Source organism: Burkholderia sp. 22088 (genome assembly GCF_052045915.1).
Classification (GTDB): domain Bacteria; phylum Pseudomonadota; class Gammaproteobacteria; order Burkholderiales; family Burkholderiaceae; genus Burkholderia; species Burkholderia cepacia.
On record NZ_JBQEPY010000014.1, the window covers coordinates 52,742 to 72,549 of the forward strand.

Here is a 19,808-nt window from a genome sequence, read left to right on the forward strand (position 1 = left end):
CCCGGTTCCCGCCGTCGCGCAGGAGCCGGGCACTGGACAATACGTCGACGCCCGCCGCGCGTGTTCCGCGCAGCCACGCCGATCGATTCGTCATGGGGTTCGAACCATGTGTCCGCCCGATCCGGTTCCGGCGCTCAGGCAAACGCGTCCGCGTGTGCGTAGATCGGAAACTGGTTGCACAGATCGCGCACGCGAGTCCGGACCGCGCGCTCGACGCCCTCGTCCCCGTCCGGATTGCGCTCGAGCGCCGCCAGGACCGCGAGGATCATGTCGCCGATCTGCTCGAATTCCGCGGGGCCGAAGCCGCGCGTCGTGCCGGCCGGCGTGCCGAGCCGGATCCCGGACGTGACGGTCGGGTTTTCCGTATCGAACGGAATCCCGTTCTTGTTGCAGGTGATGCCCGCACGCTCCAGCGCCTTCTCGGCCTGCATGCCGGTGATGCGCCGCGCACGCAGGTCGACCAGCAGCAGGTGGTTGTCGGTGCCACCGGTAACGAGCGTCAGGCCGCCGGCCGTCAACACCTGTGCGAGCGCTTGCGCGTTGCGCAGCATCTGGTCGATATAGCGCGCGAACTCCGGGCGCAGCGCTTCCGCGAAGGCCACCGCCTTGCCCGCGACGACGTGCATCAGCGGGCCGCCCTGCAGCCCCGGAAAGACGGCCGAGTTGATCTGCTTCGCGACGTCGGCGTGGTTCGTCAGGATGAAACCGCCGCGCGGGCCGCGCAGCGTCTTGTGCGTGGTCGACGTCACGACGTCGGCGAACGGCACCGGGTTCGGGTGGCGGCCGGCCGCGACGATGCCGGCGATATGCGCCATGTCGACCATCAGCTTCGCGTCGACGCTGTCCGCGATCTCGCGGAACGCGGCAAAATCCAGCGCGCGCGGATACGCGGAATAGCCCGCGATGATCAGCTTCGGCCGATGGCGCTGCGCGAGCCGGCGCACGTCGTCGTAATCGATGCGCAGCGTGTCCGGGCTCACGCCGTACTGCACCGCGTTGAACCACTTTCCCGACAGCGCGGGGCGCGCGCCATGGGTCAGATGGCCGCCCGCGTCGAGCGACATCCCCATCACCGTATCGCCCGGCTTGACGAGCGCGAGCATCACCGCGCCGTTGGCCTGCGCGCCCGAGTGCGGCTGCACGTTCGCGTGGCTCGTGTCGAACAACGCGCACGCGCGGTCGATCGCGAGCGCCTCGATCCGGTCGACATGGTCGCAACCGCCGTAGTACCGGCGCGACGGATAGCCTTCCGCGTACTTGTTCGTCAACACGGTGCCCTGGGCTTCCAGCACCGCTGCGGACGCGATGTTTTCGGATGCAATCAGTTCGATCTGCGTCTGCTGGCGACGCAACTCCAATGCGATTTCGGATGCGATCACCGGATCGCGACTCTGGAGCGTTTCGGCAAAAAAACGGGCGTTCTCGTTCACTGGGTGACTCCGCGACGCGATTCGTTACGTGCTGCGTGGATTCCATGCAGCGCACACTGCAAGGCCGGCGCGCGCGGCTTGCGCGGACGGCGCGAATCGCGCCATCCGCATGGCCGGCGCGCGGCCTTACTGCTGCAGCCAGGCCTTCAGCTTCTCCGGATGGGCGTCGACGAACTTCTTCGCGGCGCTCGCGTAGTCGTTCGTACTGTTGCCTTCGAACTCGATCGCCTCGACGTCGGCCAGCGTCAGCTTCAGGTGCTTGAAAAACACGTCGGCGCGCGGAAACTTGCTCGCGAACTTCTTCGACGCGAACGCGTGGATCTGCTCTTCACCGCCCAGCGTGCCCTTCGGGTCCTTCAGGTACCGCATCTGCCACTTCTGGAACAGCCAGTGCGGGCTCCAGACCGTCGCGACGATCCACTGCTTCGACTGGTACGCACGTGACACGCTGGCCAGCATCCCGGCCTCGCTCGACGCCTGGAGGGTGTAGCCGTCCAGGCTGTAGCCCTTGATCGTCCTCTCCGACGCCTGCATCAGGCCGCCGCCCGGTTCGATGCCCTGGATCGTGCCGTTCAGCTTGCTCTTGACCTCCGGCTTGTTCAGGTCGGCGATCGACGACAGCACCGATTCCGGAACGTAGGTCGGCACGGCCCAGCCGTTCTTGCCGCCGGTGTAGATAACGCCCACATCATCCAGGTCGTTCTTGTACTTCGCGTAGTACGCGCCGTGCGTGACCGGCAGCCATCCGCCGACCATGATGTCGAGATCGCCGCGCGCGACGCCCTGGTACTGGATGCCGATGTCGGCCTGCACGAACTGCACCGGCTGCTTGAGCTGCGTCTCGAGCACGTACTTCGCGACGTTGGCCACCGCGAGCACGTCCGCCCAGTTGGTGACCGCTATCTTGACCGGCTCTGCCGCCGCCGCGGCGCCCACACCTGCGCTGCAGGCGACCACCGTCGATATTGCAAGTTTCGCCAGAAGCGACTTGAACGTATGGGCATTCATCTAGTACTCCTTTTTAATCACGCGAGTCTTTCAAAGGTGAGGAACGCCTTCGATCGGCGTTTCCGGTCTCCACGCACTGCTACACCCGTTCCGCCGCGGCACCGTGGACGCGGCGCTTCATCGTCCTTCAATGATCTTCGACTGCCGTGTCCGTCAGGTCCGTGCCGTGCCGCGCGGCCCTGCCTTGCCGGCACGCGCGAGCGGCCGCTTCACCTTCTTCTTCGCCTTCACGCCGAAGCTCTCGGTCAGGCGATCCAGCACGATCGCGAGCAGCACGACGCCGAGCCCACCTTCGAAGCCGATCCCGATGTCGAGACGCTGGATCCCGCTCAACACGTATTCGCCGAGGCCGCCCGCGCCGATCATCGACGCGACCACCACCATCGACAGCGCCATCATGATCGTCTGGTTCACTCCGGCCATGATCGACGGCAATGCGTTCGGCAGCTGGATCTTCCACAGCAGCTGCCAGTCGGTGCTGCCGAACGAACGGCCGGCTTCGATCAGTTCCTCGCGGACCTGCCTGATGCCGAGCGTCGTCAGCCGCACGACGGGCGGCATCGCGAACACGATCGTCGCGATCACCGCCGGCACGCGTCCGAGCCCGAACAGGATCACGGCCGGGATCAGGTACACGAACGCAGGCATCGTCTGCATGAAGTCGAGCAGCGAGCGCAGGATCATGCCGATCCGGTCGTTGCGCGCACCCCAGATGCCGAGCGGCACACCGATCACGAGGCTGAAGACCGTCGCCGCGGTGACGAGCGCGAGGGTCGACACCGTCTGCGCCCACAGGCCCATGTACTGGATGACGAGCAGCGCGCAACCGACGAAGATCGAAAACACGACGCCGCGGCGCCACAGCGCGAGGCCCACCAGGATCACGACCATCGCGATGAACGGCACGGCGGCGAGACCGTCCTCGAGCAGCTTCACGACCGCGCCGAGGCCCGCGGAGAACGTGTCGAAGCCGCCACGGAAATGCAGAAACAGAAAGTTGACGAAATTCTCCGCGAACTTCCCGATCACCGACGAATTCATGCTGCCCTCCGTTGCATCATCTGCTTGAGTATCGTCCGGCAGGACACGACGCCCGCTAGTCGTCCCACTCCGTCCGTCACCGGCACGTCGTGCTGCTGCGTCAGCGCGATCGACGCGAGCCGATGCAGGTCCGTGTCGATCGACACCGCGTTGAAGTCGTTCAGGAATGCGTCGCGAATCGGCTTCGTGCCGGACCGGTGCAGCGTGGCGGGCGTGACGCAGCCAAGGTAACGGCCGGATTCGTCGCACACGTAGCCGCATTCCGCGCCGCTGTCGATCAGCTGGTTCAGATAGCGGTCGGACGGCGTGAGCGCATCGCAGCGGAGCAGCCCGCGCTCGACCGGCGTCATCATGCTCGACGCCTTCAGGAAGCGCGACACGTCGACGTTGCGGAAGAAGTCCTGCACATATGCGTCGGCCGGCGTCTGGATCAGTTCGGCGGGCGTGCCGACCTGGATCAGGCAACCGTCCTTCATGATGCCGATGCGGCCGCCGATCTTGACGGCTTCCTCGATATCGTGGGAGATGAACACGATCGTGCGCTGCTCTTCCTTCTGCAGGCGCAGCAGCTCGTTCTGCATTTCGAAGCGGATCAGCGGATCGAGCGCGGAGAATGCCTCGTCCATCAGCAGCACCGACGGATTCACCGCCAGTGCGCGGGCGAGGCCCACGCGCTGCTGCATGCCGCCGGACAATTCGCTCGGCAGCAGTTTCTCGTACGAGCCGAGGCCGACGCGCTCCAGCGCCGCGCGCGCGACCTCGTAGCGCTGCGCCTTCCTGATCCCCGCGACTTCGAGCCCGTACGCGATGTTGTCGAGCACGGTGCGGTTCGGCAGCAGCGCGAACGACTGGAACACCATGGCCATCTTCTGGCGCCGGACGTCGCGCAGTTCCGGCGTCGACATCGGCGCGATGTCGCGGCCTTCGAGCACGACCTGCCCGGCCGTCGGCTCGATCAGCCGGTTCAGCAATCGCACGAGCGTCGACTTCCCCGAACCCGACAGCCCCATGATCACGAATATCTCGCCGGCGCGCACGCTCAGGCTCACGTCGTTGACCGCAACCATGTTGCCGGTTTCCGCGAAGATCTCGTTGCGGCCGACGCCGCGCTTCATCATCTCGATCGCACGCTCGGGTTTCGGACCGAAAATCTTCGACAGGCGCTTGACGGTCAGGATGTCCGTTCCGGTTGCGATGCTCGACCGGGCGATCGACGGCGAACCGCCGGTGTGGATTGCCCCGGGGGGCAGTACATCGCCCGGCGCAAACGTCAGATTTGGAGCCATTCTGTCATCCCGACTAACTAGTAAGGGAAGCCGCGAACTTCGTCTGAATCGTCATCGATTGCCCCCATGGCGTAGGCCCGATGCCGCTCCTGCGTGGTTGACGGCGCTGATGCAGTGAATGCAGCGTATCAATCCAATTTCGTCGCTCCAGATACATTTTCTGTGCGCTTTTCCATACCTTTGGTAATGCATCGTTTCGGGGCGAAAAGGCTTGATCGCCGCAAAACGGTGCGAAATAAGCGAAACGCAACGCCGGTGCGGCTTTGCGGAATTTTGCGGGGACGCTGGCCCAGCGGCGCGTGGCGCGCGGAAGCGTCCAGTAGGGGAAAATCCCGACACGGGGACTTAAGGGAAACTACCGATAAATCAGGCCCGTGACTGCGCGAGCGGCGTTGGACGTGATGATCGCGGCCCGCCGCGTCGGCGCGGGCGGAGCAGTGCCCGTGAAGACCGTGCGGTTAGCGGGCAGGCCACGGTCCGAACGGCAACCGCGGCACGCAGATGGCGGCCGATGCCAAGCCGGCCACGCTTTTTCGCCGCCCGCATCGGCAGGTTTCTGCCTAGACTTTCGCTGATTGGCCCACATCACTCAGGGAGCGGCAAGCAGCATGCATGAACGTCCGAAGCACATCGCGGATTTCGTCCGGATCGCCGGCGAACTGTTCCAGTCCGAAAAGCTGCCCGCCGCCGCGCGCGCGTTCGCACCGCATGTGTTCGCACGGTTGCAGCAGCCGTCGGACAACTGCATGCGCAACGCAGTGCGCTACCCCGCATGCGAATGGCTCGGCCCGGCGCTTCAGGGCGTCGCACGCGTGAACCCGACGTTCGCCACCGTCGCGCGGCTGATCGGGTCGCTGGAGCCGGTAGTCGGCTGGACGCGCCGCACGTCCGGAAAGGACGGTAGTCCGAACTACATCGATGGGCACGTGAACGGGATGATCTGCGGGCCCGGCGGTGCGGAAAGCCGTGACGACATTCAACTCGGCTTCTCGCTGATGATGCCCCACGTGCGATATCCCGATCACGGCCATGCACCGGAAGAAGCGTACGTGTTGATGACCGCCGGTGAATTCCGGCAGCAGAATGGCGCATGGTTCGATCCCGGGATCGGCGGCGGCATCTACAACCCGCGCGGCGCGCTGCATGCGATGCGCTCCGGCGACGCGCCGTTCCTCGCGATCTGGTGTCTGCTGAATTGATCCGGCGATCGTCGCGATGTGCCGACGGGTTCGCTTTCCCAAGACGAAAATGAAGTCGTCACCACCTCATCTCGCCGCCGGCACGAAGCGGCGGCGCCGCGCCTCGAGGAATGCCAAACGTCCTACCGCTCGGCCGGTGCCGGCAGGATTCTGCGCGGAATCGCCATGGGCAGCACGCAGCCGGAGACCAAATAAAAGTTGTCGCCGTGTGCGAGTAAAATGTCACTTCGCCGCGTCGCGTCGGCGGTGTCAAGTCCCACGACACTCCGTTGCAACGTCGGCAGAACCTATCGTGCGTTGCGCGAAACCTGAGTTTGAGCACCCAATCGTGCCAAGGTGATAAGGTTCCAAAGAAAGCGTGTCCTGACGGAGCTTTCTGCAATCTCGGTCGCCACTAGATTTCAATGCTTTATCTAGGGGTAGCGTCGCGTAGGAACAACATAGATTGTCAAGGATCGGCGCGCCGTCTGGGTTTCCAGCCTGTCATCGGCGGGGCCGTCACCAAGAAAACGTCATGCGGAGGACTCTCCGACCGAATGAACTCGGCTGCCCTTTGATTATTTCGTTGGGCAGTGTCCACATCAATAGGAGGATCAGCGCCATCCCAAATACAATCGACTCTCGCTTCGAATCCGGGGTTACGCCAGATTCCACCTTCAATTCGAGCGACAACCAAACCTTGTTGGGCTGCTTGCTCGCAAACAGCGATTGCCGCTTCTGTCGTGAGTTTCATCACAATACTGCCGGCAAGGGAGAAAAAATCATTCGATGAATCGTATATGCGGTGATGATCGATATTCATTGTGTTCATTTCCATTTTATCCGACCATCGGGAATCCATGTCGGCTCATTCTTCCCGCTCACCTGGACAACTTCTCCAGTTATGTCATTTACTACGAAATAACCATCCGGTGACCCATACACAGTCGCCGGGTCATTTCTGGGAATACCATCCGGGGTCTTCGATGCCCCCCGATTGTCCATCGTCGTCCCTGCCGGGCCATCGTCAACGGTCGCCTGAACCTCTTTATCCGTCCACCCGCGCTCGTCGATCTGCCGCGCGATTTTGTCGTCGATAATGAGATTGCGTGAGCTTGTGTCAGCAGCGCTATCCGCGTTACGGAACGCGTTGGCGGCGCTCCACGCCATCCGAATCGCTGGGCTCAGGATACACTCCCGGCAAATCGGCTACAGCCCAGGCTCACCCGGCCCGGAGCTACAGGAACCCGGACCTGGCGGATCCCATGGATTGTATGGCCCCATCCCGGGATTGTCCAAGCCGCGTGGATCGTTTAATCCTACCGGATTGCCCGAAACATAGGCGTACAGATTCCCCCCTCGAAACGCTGGTTTCGCCAATCGGATCGCGTGAGAGCCATCGACCCGACACGGGATCGTAGGCCCGGAACATCGTCAGGTATAGACCGCTATCCGCGTTCGCGAACATCCCCGCATACCCGTAGTCGGTCAAGGGCGGATTCGATTGCAACGCGGCACCGTATGCATCGTAGTCGTAAGCCGGTGCACTGCCGGTTGTAAAGGCCCGTCGACCTGATCCGAGTTGATCGAGCGCGTAATAGGCGTATTGCGCCGGACTACCCGGTTGGAATTCGCCCTCGGCGTAGTAGCCGCGTGTCACGGCGTTGCTGATGCCTCTTGCTTGGCAAGGATGCAGACCACACCAGATGTAGGAAGTCGTTACCGTTCCGCCACCGCCCGCCGGCGTGCTGCTAATTGACGTTCTACGTCCCAGCCCGTCATAGCGGAAACTGGTCGCCTTGCCAGACTGGCCAGGTGTTGAAGTTCGAAGTTTGTGCTAATGGCGTCCGCTGCAACGCTAATCGTGTCTGTTAATTCTGCTAACGCAGCCATCTGCGGTCCTTGAACACTCGCTTCTCGCGATAACGGCTGATCCGCCGCACGTTTGGCGTCGCTGCGCTGGGCCAGGTTGAGCAATTTGCGTCGCACGGCTGGCAGCCCGGCCGCGTGCGGGAGTCCGATCAGATCGAAGTCCGGCCGTTCACCCTCCACTGATCGCAGAAATGCGCACGATGGCTCATCCAGCCACCCGGCAACACGCGCCAGCAGGCGCTCATGGATGTCCAGCAGGACCTGGGCTTCGACAGGCTCTGCCGTCATCCCCCTGAAGTGCGCTTCAAAGGTCGCGGCGAAATCCGCAGGCACGCGGGGCGCCAGCATTTCCCACGCAGGCTTCGGGCTGCAGGTTAGGTAGACGAGAAAGGTCCGCCAGAGCGCCTGATCCGCCCGCTCGTCTTCCAGCAACAAGCCGACATCGAAAAGGTCGCGCGGATGCTGTCTCGACAATGCCGCAGCCAGCTTGCCGGCATAAAGGTCGGCGAAGTGCAGCACCTGCACCGAAGCAAAGCCAAATGCCTCCTCGACCCTCGGGCGCACCACCATGTTCCGCGCGGGATGCACCGTGCCGCGCATCACCGGCGTCGTCTCGATCTGCACGCGCGCACGACCGCGACTGGCCACCAGTCGCGTGACGCCTGCGCCCTCGCCTGCCGACAATTGCACCTGCAGTTGCAGAGGCCGGGCGCGCAGCACATCAGCCAGCCGCCCAAGCGCTTCAGCGATGAGCCTTGCGTCCTCGGCATAGTCATGCACCGGCAACCAGGCCAGATCAATGTCCACAGACAACCGGGGCAGGTCGTGCTCGAATAGGTTGATCGCCGTACCGCCTTTGAGCGCGAAGCGCGGCTCTTGCGCCAGCGCCGGCAGAATCTCGACCAGCAGCCGTACGCGGTCGGTATAGCGCCGATCCCAGTGATCAAGCCAAGTGTTCATCGAGGTCTCCCGGCAAGGTGATCTGGTAGACCGGATGCAAGCGGCCGCCAGGCACCAGCGCGCGCTTTCCCCGACCCAGATCGACACCATCCCGCGGCACGTGCGGTAGCCACGCATGCCGATGGCGCTCGGCCAACGCCAGGAACAGCCGCTTGGCTTTGATGCTTCGGCAATGGCGAAGTAACACGCCGACGCGCTGCGGCCGTAACGTGGTCATAGCCTGCATCAGCGCATCCACCTCGTAGATCAAGGCAGCGTCTGAGACGTCATCGCACAGCTCTAGGATGGCCCGTTCCGGCATGGAACAAACCAAGGCATCGGCACCGGGGGCGGCCTGATGCCACGCCAGACCCTGTTCGGACAGGATTGCCGCGGACGCCTCCACCTCGAACGGCATGGGCGGCCAATCGAACGGCCCCTTCCCCAGATACTCGAAACGCTGCGTCAGAGGCAGTTTGCCAAGCCAAGCGGGTGGCCGCTCCGCCCCATACAGGGTGACGGTGCCGGCATCGCCCAGACGTAGATAGTGCTCGTGCCCCTGCAGGTTGAGTGCAAAACGACCTCCGACGTGCAGCGGCGTGCCCTCCCCAACCTGCAGGCTGCGAACCACGCCGTCCCACTGTAGGCGCCCACTCTTGCGCATGTAGACGCCGCGCGCCGGCGACACCAGCCAACCGCTGCTCACGTAGCGCGCGACGAGGCTATTGGAGTAGCCGTGAACCCGCAGCCATCGGCTCGACACCAGGCTCGTATCACCCAGCTCACCTAGCAACAGGTTTAATTTTCCAGGATTTTGTTCACTCATAGTGAACAAAATACACCTTCTGAAAACTTCTGCCAAGGCAGCGTGGTTTGGATTTGAATAAAAAAGATCACTCTTAGTGATCTTTTGCTACGACAAGCAAACCAGACTCGGCCTAGGTGCGCCCGGTACAAGGAGATCCGGAAGGTCCCTCTTCTGATCTTTGCAGCGTCGAGATCGACGACAAATCGATATGTGGGTGGCTTACCTACCACCGAGCGCTCAAACCCTTAATTCTCTCCGCACCGCGGAGAGAATTAAGCAATCTGTCTGGCGAGGCCCTCGCCTTTCGCGACGCTAAATGTAGGCGCTTGCAATTGAGATTCAGCACCGTTTGAGACAAAGCCGCCTCTCCGGCGGTCCCACCCGGATCGAAAGAACCTCCAAGCCCTCGGTGCCCGCGCCAAGCATACAGAAGCACCCCAGCGTAGCGCTTTGGCGCGATGTCCCGAAATGAAGGGTAACATAGCCCTTACTATGTTACCCTTCGCTTTTCTGGACGAATTGACCCGTTTCTGAGGGAACCTGGCGCTCACCCATGCCTGACAAGGCACACCGGGCGGCCGCCGACCATCGGCACGGTTTGTCGTGCGTCTACCCCGGACGAAGCCAAAGCCGACCAAACGGCGCACGCCGCAGGATGTGTATCAAACAACACGCTTTACGTACCGCTCTCGAATCCGCCCATGACGACCGCCGACGATCCTGACGTGCTCGATGTCGAGTTCCGCGAGCTGCCGGCCACGCCGCGCCGCGCGACCACGCCTGCTGCCCGCCGCAAGTCTCGCTCGCGCGCCGCACGCCGCGAAGCGGCCGCCGCGCGCCGAATCGGCCTGCAGCACCTTGCCTTCTTCCGCGGCTATCTGGAAGGACTGGATCTCGCCGAGCTGGCCGACCAGTACCTCGAATTTGGTCGCGACGCGCGCAAGGCGGCCGCCACCCGCACCTGGCTGGTCACGGCCTTCGTCGCCGCGGCCCGCAAGCGCCAGGACTTCGCGACCGCGCGCCTCCTTGCGATTCGTCCGGCCGCCCTTGCCGCGACGCCAGCGGCCGACGCGCCGGCGCAATCCACGCCATCGCTGGACGACTTCGCCGCCGAGCACGATCCGGACGGCTTCTATACCGAGAAAGAGCTGCTGGATCTGTTCGCCGCCCGGCACGCCGTCGCGAACACCGACGCCGGCGCGACCCTACGTCGGCAGCAGCGCAACGCCCGCCTGCGCGCGCGACAAATGGCGGCGCTCGAGGCGCTCGCGCGTCTGGTGGTCGAGGATCCACGCCCCGAGCACCACGTGCTCGGCTGGTTCGATACCGCCGTCGCGCTGCGTCTCGCCGACGTCGGCCTCACCACGATCGGCAAGCTGGTCGAGTCGATCAACGCGCTCGGCTACCGCTGGTACCGACGCGTGCCGCGCCTGGGCGAAGTCGGCGCGCGTCGCATCACCGCGTGGCTCGCACACTACGGGGACGTCTCCGGCCTGCAGCTCGCCGCCGGCGTGCAAATCCACCCGTCCGAGCGCACGCTGGCGGGACCGCAGCTGGCCGCGGCCGGTCCCGTCACTGCGATCGTGCCGCTCGAGCGCTTCTTGCTGCCGCCCGAGCTGGACGGCTCGCATGGCACGCACCGCAATCTCGTCAGGAACAACAGTCGCGCCAACAACGACCGCGAGGCGATTGATTTCTGGCTCGCCGACTACGAGAACCCACATACGCGCCAGCGCTACCGCACCGAAGCCGAGCGGCTGCTGCTGTGGGCGATCTTCGTGAAGCGCAAGGCGCTGTCGAGCCTCGACACCGATGATGCGCGCGACTACATCAACGGGTTCCTGGTCGATCCGCAGCCGGCCAGCCAATGGGTCATGACGGGCACCGCGCATCGCGGCGATTTGGGCTGGCGGCCGTTCCGTGGGCCGCTGTCGATCAAAAGCCGGCAGGATGCGCTGTCCGCGCTGAAGAAATTCTTCGGCGAGCTGGTCGACGCGCAGTATCTGGATCACAACGCATTCGCGAAGGTGCGCGTGTTCACTGGGTCGACACACGACGCCGCCGGCAACGAGCGGCGCGTCGCCGCGAAATCGCGTCTGCAGATCGAGCGCGGCCTGACCTCCGACGCCTGGCGCTTCGCGATGCGCGTCCTCGACGCGATGCCGGACACGGCCGCGGCGACACGCATGCGCTTCGTGCTGAGCTTTGCGTACAGCACCGGGCTGCGACGTGCCGAGTTGTGCGGGGCCTTCACGGACGACGTGCAGGAGCGTTACGCCGGCCCTGAGCTGGGCACGATTCGGTTGCTGCGCGTGGTTGGCAAGCGCGCGAAGGAGCGCTTTGTGCCGCTGGTGCCGGCGGTGCTGGATCTGATGGGCGACCATCTGGAATCGCGCGGGCTGCCGCGCGATCCCCTCGCCTGCCCTGCCGCCACCCCGTTGATCCCGGCGCTGCTGTCGAATGCCGAGATCGGCCGGATCCGGCGCGCGGCGAAGGCAAGCAAAACCGATCCAACGCCCGAACTCGCGGCGCGCGCGCGGCAAACCGGGCCGATCCATCCGATCCAGCTTTATAAGGCGGTTAGGCAGTTTTTTGCGATGGCGACAGCTGCCGCGCTCCGCGAAGACTCACCGCACGCGCGGGCTTTCAGCGCAGCCAGCCCGCACTGGCTGCGACACACTTTCGTGTCTCACGCGCTGGCCAATGGCATGAGTCTTGAAAGTGCGCGGAATTTCGCCGGTCACGATTCGCTCGACACCACATCGATCTATGCGACTGCGGAGCTTGGACGCCAATACCGAGAGGCTGAGACCTTCCTTAGACTAGCTGGAGCTTAGTGCAGCTCGGGTTATCAAAGTCGCTTGATGGGGAGTCGCCCAGAATTGGAAGAAGCTGCGACGCCAATATTACTGATCTGGCTGCCACTCTGAAGGTGATTGACGAAACACCAGCATCGGGAGCGATGACGTCCCACCGTCGACTTCTCCAAGATTAAGTTGGAGTTAGCTCCGTGTGAATTGTCGAACTACCAGATTATCTCCGACTTCCGCCCTTACAGGCCACCGATCTCCCAGATAATCCCGCACATTGCGATCGAGAGTACGCCGCGGCCATCTACGGGTGCGCGGCAGAAAATCAGTATATAAGGAAAACCAAAAACTTTGCACATGATCCCAAACGACGACGTATCACTTGCAATCCGCACAATTCCTTCCGCTGGCAAAGCAGTTCGTTGTCGCTTCCGTCGTGCAAGCTCGTGACAGTTTCAACGTAGAAACTCGAAGGGCCAGCGCCAGATAGCAATTGCCCCTGGTACCGCACCAAAGGCATTGCCCGTAGTTTCAACGTAGAAACTTGGGCCGCGAGCATTCCGCGCGGTCAATATGCGAGCGATGGATGGGTTGCGGTCTGTAATCGCTTATCTCAGCCGGTTTTTAGTAACTGAATCCCTCCCATCGGTCCGAAAAGTCCTCTCCGACGCGCCTCGCATAGGCTTCCCCGCCGCAAAACGTTGCGTGCGCCCGCAGTACGCGATCGCAGTTTCTACGTAGAAACTGCCCGAAGGGAGGCAGCACAATGGGTGAGAAACTGCACGCGACTCAAAATATTGGACGCCAGCGACTGCCCGTTTACGTTCAATTCGCAGATTCCTCCACCACAAAGTCAGGCCACCAAAGACGCCGCTGGCCACACCCTAAGTTTCTACGTAGAAACTGCTCCGGGGCGGCGCACACCAAACTATAGTTTCAGCTGAGTCGTTGCTGCGATTCTAGAACCTCTCGAAATCACGTCGTTTTTCTTGATATTTTCCTGATGTCGTCCTAATATTCCCGGCAGCCGTTTGGCGCGCAGTTTCTACGTAGAAACTGGTCCTGTCCGAGCACTAGTTGCATGAGGAGAACGCATGGCCGCAAAAATTATTGCCGTCTTCAATCAGAAGGGAGGGTCGGGAAAAACGACGACCTCGACCAATATCGCAGGCGCCTTGGGCCTGCGAGGCCACCGGACCATGCTCGTCGACTTGGATGAGCAGGGCACCGCAACACTGTCAGTCGGCGCGGCGCCGGACGATCGACCGTACCCGGCGGCTATCTCGAACCTAGCGCTAAGTCCCCGGCCGGATCGGGAGATTGCAAAATACGTGAATGACTATGATTTTATCGTCATAGACTGTCCGCCCGCCATTAAATCGGCAGCGCCTTCGGTTGCCCTCCTCATTTCCGATCTGGGACTGATTCCCATCGCAGCATCGGGCGGCAATCTCTGGGCGGTTCAGGAGGCAAAAAAACTGGGGATGGAGGCCCAGATCCGCAACCCGGATCTTAAGCTCCGTTCTTTCGCGAACATGAACCAGAACGTCACGATCGTGAAGCAGATCTTTGAAGCTGCAGCTGGAGACGATGAGCTTCCCATGCTTAAAACGAAGCTCGGCTTCCGGACCGCATACAAGGAAGCTGAGGTATCTGGGGCTACAGTCCTTCAACTCCGCTCGGCCAAAGCGGCCCACAAAGAACTGAATGATCTTGTTGACGAAATTCTCGAAGTTCTTGAGGTGCAAGCATGAGCAAAAAGGACTTCTCTGCTGCGATTAATGCCGGCGTAAAGCGGGACAAAACAATGCGAGAGACGGCGACACCTTCGAGGTTCGACCGAGTGGATGAGGCATTGAGCGGTCGAAGCAGCCTGTTGGATCAGCCCACGGAGAACGTCGCTGCCCCGACAAGATCGTCTGCAGAAGCGTATTTGGCAAGCCTGGAACAAGCGGGGAAGGTGCAGGCGCGGTACATAACGATGCCAATAAGTCATATCGACGACAACCCGCTTAACAGTCGCACGATCTACAAAGAAGAGCTCATCGCCGCACGCGCAGCCTCAATGGCGCGAGATGGCCAACTCGTCCCTGTGCTCGCCGGACGCCACCCCGACTTTCCGGATCGCGCAATCTTGATCGACGGCCAGTTCCGAAAGCTTGGCGCGCTCAGGAATCGCTCCGAGACGCTGGATGTGAAGCTTCTCGAAGGCCTGGATCCGATCGATTTCTACCGCCTTGCGCGAGCCGCAAACAACGAGCGCGAGCAGGAAACCATTTTGGACGTCGCACTCGGGTACAAGAAGCTTCTCGATCAAGGTCATGCAAAATCGAATGACGAACTGGCAGTCTTGGTGGAGGAGGGCAAATCCAAGGTCAGCAAAATCCTCGCGCTCCTGGATCTGCCGCAATCCGTCCTGGACGTAATCGGTTCGCATCCCAAACAATTTGGCCTATCGACTAGCTACGAACTCACCCTGTTCCTAAAGGCATCGGACGAGAAGCGCACCTTGGCATTCGCGGAGCGCATTCGTGACGAGGAATTGCCGTTCCAGAAGGTGAAGGCTATCCGCGAAAGTCTCGAGAATGGCCGAGCCCCACGTAAGTCCCTTTCGCGACAGTACAAGGTGTCCACTGTTGACGGGGCCGAGATCGGTGCGATCAAGGAGTGGGGCGATGGGAAGGTCCGTCTGGACCTCGCTCTAGGCTCGGCCGAAAAAGCCGAGGCATACGTTGCCGCCTTCAAAAAGCTCCTTGCCGAAGACGGTCATCAACTGAAGTAGGGACGTGCGATACCTAGGTATGTCTGCCGGCTAGGCACCGCAGCTTAGCTGGCATTCACTCCGTGCCGTCCCCCAAAGCAATGTAGCGCGACGGAACTACTGCGGGACGGTCGCGCTTCAGCTTCCGGCAGTTGCCGCCGCACTGGATTCTTCAAAGGGCAACTCACCGTCCAGCGCCAGGCGGCTTTGCGGATTCTGGATAAACTTGAAATCGAGCGAATTCACAGCGCGACCAAGCTTCACCGGTGTCCAGGAAATCACAAGGTCTGCCTTTGCGTTCAGCTCGTTCACGGCGGTTTCAATTACCCGACGCTTGATGTCGGCAAAGCGGTACGTCGCAGGAATTTCAAGCACATGCCGGAAATCTTCCAACGTTATCAGGAGCCGGCCTCGATCCCGCTCGCGCATCAATAGTTCGAGGAGCCGCCACGAGTAAAGTGACTGTAGCCCTCGGGCAAACTCAAGTTGATACGAGACGAACCGCCGCTGCAACATGAAGATATGGGGCGTTAAATCCGGAGAGAAGGAAACCTCTGCCCATCCTTCTCGTTCGTGGTAAACCGCCTTCCACACCCAATTCAGTACTACCTTCCTCGGGCCATCCATATACGTCAGTTGGCGCTTTTGAAGGCTCGCACAGCCTTCCTTCAGTCCCTCATACGCAGCGGTTGCCTGCTTCTCACCCGACCGCGGAGCAAGTGCTGCAAGGGCGGCGAACTCGTCGGCTCGTACACGAACACTCACATAGCCGTTACCCTTACCATGCAAGTATGGTGACTTCTTGCTGTCTATGCATCGCAGCGCCGCCATCATGACTCGCTTCTCGTTGAGGGTCAGCCCTTGCTGCGCATTGACCAGCGCGCGACTCATGGCAACAGTGCCCCGCACTCGGCCGTCACCGTCCAGAGGCGGTTCGTCCAACGGCTCGATCTTGAGAGGCTCGATCTCAACGATCTCGACCTGAGCGGGCTCGGACTGGTTTTTTGCCTTTTTGTTCACAAAGGTGACCTTCAGCGGTGAGTGTCACAATTATAAGGTGACATGGCCAGGCTGCAAGTCACCGTTGTGGATAACGGTCGAAATTTGTCACTGCCGGCCCGGATTGTGTCTACTTAGGGTCGGATTGCGTCACCTCTAGGTCGGCAAACGTCACAGTTTCATTACTGTGACACCCGGCAAAGCCTTAACTGACAAGCCTGTGCGAGGCAGGGCACAGCGTTTACAAAAGGTTTTACAAACGGTTCTACAAACTGTCTTACAAAGAGCACCGTTAGAAAGTTGCTTCTATACAACAAAATCCACCCCTACACCGACCTCCGGCGTTCGCCGGACATCTGAAAAGTGACAATTTCCGACCCCAATGCGCCTGTCGCGCCCCCGAACCACTCTTGATTGGTCGCAAGCACATGTTTGCCAGCGCTAAAGGTGACGCTTTCCGACCTCAATGGCCGAAAGCTACTAAGTACTCACTCACCTTCAACCGAGCAAGCCCCTGTGCAAACCCTTAGCTTGGGTGCCGGGTCGGAAAACGTCACCTTTACTGCAAGCTAAGACAGTCACTCCTATAACGTGGGGCGGTTCGTCGTCAGAGAAGCTATCTCGCGGGTCGGAAAAAGTCATAGAACGGATGCGATCTTGGGTCGGAAAACGTCACTTTTGGCCCGAAGCCCAGCGTCCGAGAGGGGAACAGAGCGGCGGTCTAAGGTCGGAATATGTCACTTCTCAAAACATCAAAACGGGTCGGAATTTGTCACCATTGACGTCGCCCGCAAGTCGGATCGTGTCACCTTTCGGTGTAGCCCACCGGGTCGGAAAACGTCACTTTCGCGACCCGCGCGTCGGAAGGTCGGAATTTGTCACTGTTCGTGGTAAGTCAGCAGGTCGGAATTTGTCACCTTTGACGACGGTTGCCTCGGGTCGGGAAATGTCACCCCTCGACAGCCGTTGGGTCGGAAACCGTCACCATATGCTCTCGTGGCTTCTCTCGTTCCGGCAGTTTGCCGAAAGTACTGGGTCGGATAATGTCACCGATCGTATGGCAAGTGCTTCGAGGTCGGAATCTGTCACCCACCCGCAAAGCGTCGTCAGCGTCTTCGCGGAAGGACCGACGGAAGGAGAGTGTTCAACAGATCCTGCAGTAGAGGAATATGGGGAACCACGAGGTCGATATGACGCGCATCGATTCTGAGATGCCTACCGTTCGGACCTAGCGACAATCGAAGTTCGACACCGTCTTCGGCTTGAACTTTGCCCGTAGACAGGATCGATATCACTTTCGATGGAGCAAAGTTGGCGGGCACGGTTAGGGCCCTGCGCGTGACAATATCCTTACCAACTTCACGGATCAATTTCGTAGCGATTTCTGCTGTCCGGTATGAGATTTGGCATGGCCCGCCGAAAGAGGAGATCACTTCGGGAGGAAGTAGGGAGGCTTGGATAGACCGTGTGACCATGGCCTTCGACACGTTGAAGTCCGCAGCGAGCGTTGCTTGACTCGGCCAAAGCTGCTGATCCAACTGCTCCCGATAGAAATTGCCCAGTACTACGGGGGGAGAGCTCGCCCCGCGAAGATCGTCATGTCGCGCGATCGCGGCTGAGCGACCTCTCAGGATGGCTGTTTTGTCAGCGGCCGAACTATTACACGAATTGGAAAGGGTCATGGGAGCGGACGATCGTTGATCGTCAATTGTTGTTGTTTCTGAAAAATGCCTCTCAACCGGTTGAGGGGCGGCCCCGGGATTCCTCGAGCGAGGACTGGGTCAAGAATCGTGCGAAAACAATGATTTGCGAATGACCGCCGTTTCATCGGCCCCATAGTGAGGTGTGCAACGCGTGCAACGACAGTGCACTGATTCTATCGACGTAGTAGTAAACGCAAGACCGAAAAGCTCGCGATTTTCATAGGGCTTTTTGCCGTATGCCCCGCAACCGGTTGCGCGGCTTGGCGCCCGTGGCCGGCAATCCTAGCCGTCGCGAAAAGGTCGCTGAAATGACGGCTCTTTTCCCACGAGCCGTTGTCGCCTCGGCTGTTCCAATTGATCCGTACCAATTGGAACCCCGTGATGCGATTCCCTCGACTCTTTCCCCGTAGCAAGAAGCAGGTCGCCCTGTCGCCGGCGCCCGGCCACTACTCGAACGACGATCCCGAAAAGATCATCTTCGACCAGGGGACGCGTCTGCGCATCGAAGCCAATCACTGGAAGACCTTTTGCTTCATCCTCGCGATCATCGCAGGTGGCGCGGTGTACACCCGGCAACCGCCGCCGTCGGTTGTGCGCGCCTATGGTGTCTCGTCGGATGCCGGCGGGAATCCGTTGGTCAAGCAACTGGCCGCGTACAACCCCGACGATCAGGCGAAGCGCACGGCAATCAAACAGGACGTCGAGCACTGGTTCACGATCGAGCCGGTTCTCACCGACGACATTCGAACCTCGCGCCTCGCCAAGAACATCAACGCCGTCAAAGCCAAGATGGTCGGCAACGCGAAGAATCAGTTCGCGTCGTGGATCAGCGACGACAAACCGTTCGACCAGATCACGACCAATCCGAAGCTGGTCCGTGAACCGAAGGTCACCAACGTCTCGCTGCTGGAGGATTCGACCGTCGTCGTCGAATTCACGACCTCGACGCGTCAATCGCCGACAGACAAGCCTGTCGACGTCCGGTTTGCATTGACGATGCGTTACCAGATCATCCCCCCGACCGCGGAGGACGTGCTGGGCACGAATCCGTACGGGCTCTATTACCCGTTCTTCACCCTCCAGAAAACCGGCGCATGAAACGAACACGTTCCCTTCTCAGCTGGGGCGCGCTCGCGTTGATCGCAGCGTCGGTCAATGCGTTCGCTGCAAAGAGTGCGGCGAACCCTGTGTCGCCGATTCCCGGGTTCGATGTCGGCAGCATCATCGGCGACGCGATGAGCCCGGTGAATCCATACAACTCCGGCGCCGATCCCATCACCATGCCCGGCGATGCGCGCATGGCTGTCTTTCCGTACAGCCGCGACCAGATCTACCGCGTGATGACGGCCCCACTCAAGCTCACGACGATCGAGCTGGAGCGCGGTGAGAGCCTGATCAGCGAGCCGGCGATGGGCGACTCGGTCCAGTGGGTCATCGATACGGACGGCGCAAACCACGTGTACGTCAAGCCGACAAAGCCCGGCCTCGTCAACACCCTGCATCTGAGCACGAACAAGCGCGAGTACGAGCTGACGCTCGTCTCGTCACCGCTCGGCGGCCTGTTCTATCAGAACGTCCGCTTCAACTACCCGAACTCGCTGATGGCGAAAGTGCGCACGCGCGCGAATGCCGCGGGCGACGATCGTGATGCTGACCATGCTGGTCAAACGGATTCCGGGCCGATCGGCGTGCCGCCGGACAAGCTGAACTTCGAATACACAGTTTCTGGAACGAGCTCGCTCAAGCCCGAGACGGTCTTCGACGATGGCACGTTCATCTGGATCCGGATGCCGCCGCGTACCCCGTTCGCCGTGCCGACCATCAACGACGGTGGCGACATTGTTAGCCCGAACTTCATCCGCCGTGGGCCGTACATCGTCATTCAGCGACTGGCTGACGAAGTGAAGCTCACGCGACCGGGCGAGGAAGTGACGATCACGCGCGGCCGTCGCGGCCTGTTTGGGTTCTGAGGG

Annotated in this window: 15 protein-coding genes and 1 pseudogene; 6 read left to right on the forward strand and 10 right to left on the reverse strand. The window is 61.2% G+C overall.

From position 1 onward, the window contains the following. Positions 1-134 precede the first annotated feature (134 nt). The 4 genes from glyA to ACTJLD_RS25510 all read right to left on the reverse strand — a co-directional run bounded on the left by glyA (position 135) and on the right by ACTJLD_RS25510 (position 4,765). Complete coding sequence (glyA, locus tag ACTJLD_RS25495) at positions 135-1,430, reverse strand: serine hydroxymethyltransferase (protein ID WP_151062664.1); 1,296 nt, start codon at positions 1,428-1,430, stop codon at positions 135-137. Positions 1,431-1,556: 126 nt separating this feature from the next. Then, positions 1,557-2,438 carry a glycine betaine ABC transporter substrate-binding protein gene (locus tag ACTJLD_RS25500; protein ID WP_151062663.1) on the reverse strand — a complete coding sequence of 294 codons (882 nt, stop codon included), beginning with the start codon at positions 2,436-2,438 and terminating at the stop codon, positions 1,557-1,559. Positions 2,439-2,591: 153 nt separating this feature from the next. Beyond that, positions 2,592-3,479 carry an ABC transporter permease gene (locus tag ACTJLD_RS25505; RefSeq protein ID WP_151062662.1) on the reverse strand — a complete coding sequence of 296 codons (888 nt, stop codon included), beginning with the start codon at positions 3,477-3,479 and terminating at the stop codon, positions 2,592-2,594. Next, positions 3,476-4,765, reverse strand: a complete 1,290-nt coding sequence (locus tag ACTJLD_RS25510) for a quaternary amine ABC transporter ATP-binding protein (protein ID WP_151062661.1) — start codon at positions 4,763-4,765, stop codon at positions 3,476-3,478. The genes ACTJLD_RS25505 and ACTJLD_RS25510 overlap by 4 nt, the downstream gene beginning before the upstream one ends. Before the next feature lie 608 nt (positions 4,766-5,373). Between ACTJLD_RS25510 and ACTJLD_RS25515 the strand changes: the two genes are divergently transcribed. Beyond that, positions 5,374-5,964, forward strand: a complete 591-nt coding sequence (locus ACTJLD_RS25515; RefSeq protein WP_151062660.1) for a dimethylsulfonioproprionate lyase family protein — start codon at positions 5,374-5,376, stop codon at positions 5,962-5,964. A 448-nt stretch (positions 5,965-6,412) separates the two neighbouring features. Here ACTJLD_RS25515 and ACTJLD_RS25520 read toward each other — a convergent pair whose 3' ends face one another. From ACTJLD_RS25520 to ACTJLD_RS25540, 5 genes and pseudogenes are all read right to left on the reverse strand, one after another. Continuing rightward, positions 6,413-6,805, reverse strand: a complete 393-nt coding sequence (locus ACTJLD_RS25520) for a colicin immunity protein (RefSeq protein WP_233629285.1) — start codon at positions 6,803-6,805, stop codon at positions 6,413-6,415. Continuing rightward, positions 6,772-7,113 (reverse strand): colicin E5-related ribonuclease, encoded by a 342-nt coding sequence (locus ACTJLD_RS25525; RefSeq protein ID WP_151062659.1) that lies wholly within the window; start codon positions 7,111-7,113, stop codon positions 6,772-6,774. The genes ACTJLD_RS25520 and ACTJLD_RS25525 overlap by 34 nt, the downstream gene beginning before the upstream one ends. 67 nt (positions 7,114-7,180) lie before the next feature. Next, a complete protein-coding gene (locus tag ACTJLD_RS25530) occupies positions 7,181-7,603 on the reverse strand; it encodes an RHS repeat-associated core domain-containing protein (RefSeq protein ID WP_200076818.1) in 423 nt (140 codons plus the stop codon). 269 nt (positions 7,604-7,872) lie between these two features. Beyond that, a pseudogene (locus tag ACTJLD_RS25535) lies at positions 7,873-8,775 on the reverse strand (nucleotidyl transferase AbiEii/AbiGii toxin family protein); the annotation flags it as partial. Beyond that, the gene (locus ACTJLD_RS25540; protein WP_151062658.1) at positions 8,759-9,580 is read right to left on the reverse strand and encodes a type IV toxin-antitoxin system AbiEi family antitoxin domain-containing protein; all 822 of its coding nucleotides are present in this window, start codon (positions 9,578-9,580) and stop codon (positions 8,759-8,761) included. The gene ACTJLD_RS25540 and the pseudogene ACTJLD_RS25535, both read right to left, overlap by 17 nt. A gap of 683 nt (positions 9,581-10,263) precedes the next feature. Between ACTJLD_RS25540 and ACTJLD_RS25545 the strand changes: the two genes are divergently transcribed. From ACTJLD_RS25545 to ACTJLD_RS25555, 3 genes are all read left to right on the forward strand, one after another. Further along, the gene (locus ACTJLD_RS25545) at positions 10,264-12,399 is read left to right on the forward strand and encodes a phage integrase family protein (protein WP_151062657.1); all 2,136 of its coding nucleotides are present in this window, start codon (positions 10,264-10,266) and stop codon (positions 12,397-12,399) included. Positions 12,400-13,466: 1,067 nt separating this feature from the next. Beyond that, the gene (locus tag ACTJLD_RS25550) at positions 13,467-14,126 is read left to right on the forward strand and encodes an AAA family ATPase (RefSeq protein WP_151062656.1); all 660 of its coding nucleotides are present in this window, start codon (positions 13,467-13,469) and stop codon (positions 14,124-14,126) included. Then, positions 14,123-15,154, forward strand: a complete 1,032-nt coding sequence (locus ACTJLD_RS25555) for a ParB/RepB/Spo0J family partition protein (RefSeq protein WP_151062655.1) — start codon at positions 14,123-14,125, stop codon at positions 15,152-15,154. The genes ACTJLD_RS25550 and ACTJLD_RS25555 overlap by 4 nt, the downstream gene beginning before the upstream one ends. A gap of 117 nt (positions 15,155-15,271) precedes the next feature. On the opposite strand, the gene ACTJLD_RS25560 is transcribed toward ACTJLD_RS25555, so the two are convergent. Then, positions 15,272-16,153 (reverse strand): replication initiation protein, encoded by an 882-nt coding sequence (locus ACTJLD_RS25560; RefSeq protein WP_151062654.1) that lies wholly within the window; start codon positions 16,151-16,153, stop codon positions 15,272-15,274. A gap of 2,063 nt (positions 16,154-18,216) precedes the next feature. On the opposite strand from ACTJLD_RS25560, the gene ACTJLD_RS25565 reads away from it, so the two are divergent. After that, positions 18,217-18,933 (forward strand): type IV secretion system protein, encoded by a 717-nt coding sequence (locus ACTJLD_RS25565; protein ID WP_062911797.1) that lies wholly within the window; start codon positions 18,217-18,219, stop codon positions 18,931-18,933. Beyond that, a complete protein-coding gene (locus ACTJLD_RS25570) occupies positions 18,930-19,805 on the forward strand; it encodes a TrbG/VirB9 family P-type conjugative transfer protein (RefSeq protein ID WP_151062652.1) in 876 nt (291 codons plus the stop codon). Before ACTJLD_RS25565 ends, ACTJLD_RS25570 begins: the two co-directional genes overlap by 4 nt. Positions 19,806-19,808: the final 3 nt, after the last annotated feature.

Coding starts and splice junctions, on each gene's coding strand:
- ACTJLD_RS25500 (WP_151062663.1), bottom strand. CDS start 2,438: ATGAATGCCCATACGTTCAAGTCGCTTCTGGCGAAACTTGCAATATCG.
- ACTJLD_RS25505 (WP_151062662.1), bottom strand. CDS start 3,479: ATGAATTCGTCGGTGATCGGGAAGTTCGCGGAGAATTTCGTCAACTTT.
- ACTJLD_RS25510 (WP_151062661.1), bottom strand. CDS start 4,765: ATGGCTCCAAATCTGACGTTTGCGCCGGGCGATGTACTGCCCCCCGGG.
- ACTJLD_RS25515 (WP_151062660.1), top strand. CDS start 5,374: ATGCATGAACGTCCGAAGCACATCGCGGATTTCGTCCGGATCGCCGGC.
- ACTJLD_RS25520 (WP_233629285.1), bottom strand. CDS start 6,805: ATGGATTCCCGATGGTCGGATAAAATGGAAATGAACACAATGAATATC.
- ACTJLD_RS25525 (WP_151062659.1), bottom strand. CDS start 7,113: ATGGCGTGGAGCGCCGCCAACGCGTTCCGTAACGCGGATAGCGCTGCT.
- ACTJLD_RS25540 (WP_151062658.1), bottom strand. CDS start 9,580: ATGAGTGAACAAAATCCTGGAAAATTAAACCTGTTGCTAGGTGAGCTG.
- ACTJLD_RS25545 (WP_151062657.1), top strand. CDS start 10,264: ATGACGACCGCCGACGATCCTGACGTGCTCGATGTCGAGTTCCGCGAG.
- ACTJLD_RS25550 (WP_151062656.1), top strand. CDS start 13,467: ATGGCCGCAAAAATTATTGCCGTCTTCAATCAGAAGGGAGGGTCGGGA.
- ACTJLD_RS25555 (WP_151062655.1), top strand. CDS start 14,123: ATGAGCAAAAAGGACTTCTCTGCTGCGATTAATGCCGGCGTAAAGCGG.
- ACTJLD_RS25565 (WP_062911797.1), top strand. CDS start 18,217: ATGCGATTCCCTCGACTCTTTCCCCGTAGCAAGAAGCAGGTCGCCCTG.
- ACTJLD_RS25570 (WP_151062652.1), top strand. CDS start 18,930: ATGAAACGAACACGTTCCCTTCTCAGCTGGGGCGCGCTCGCGTTGATC.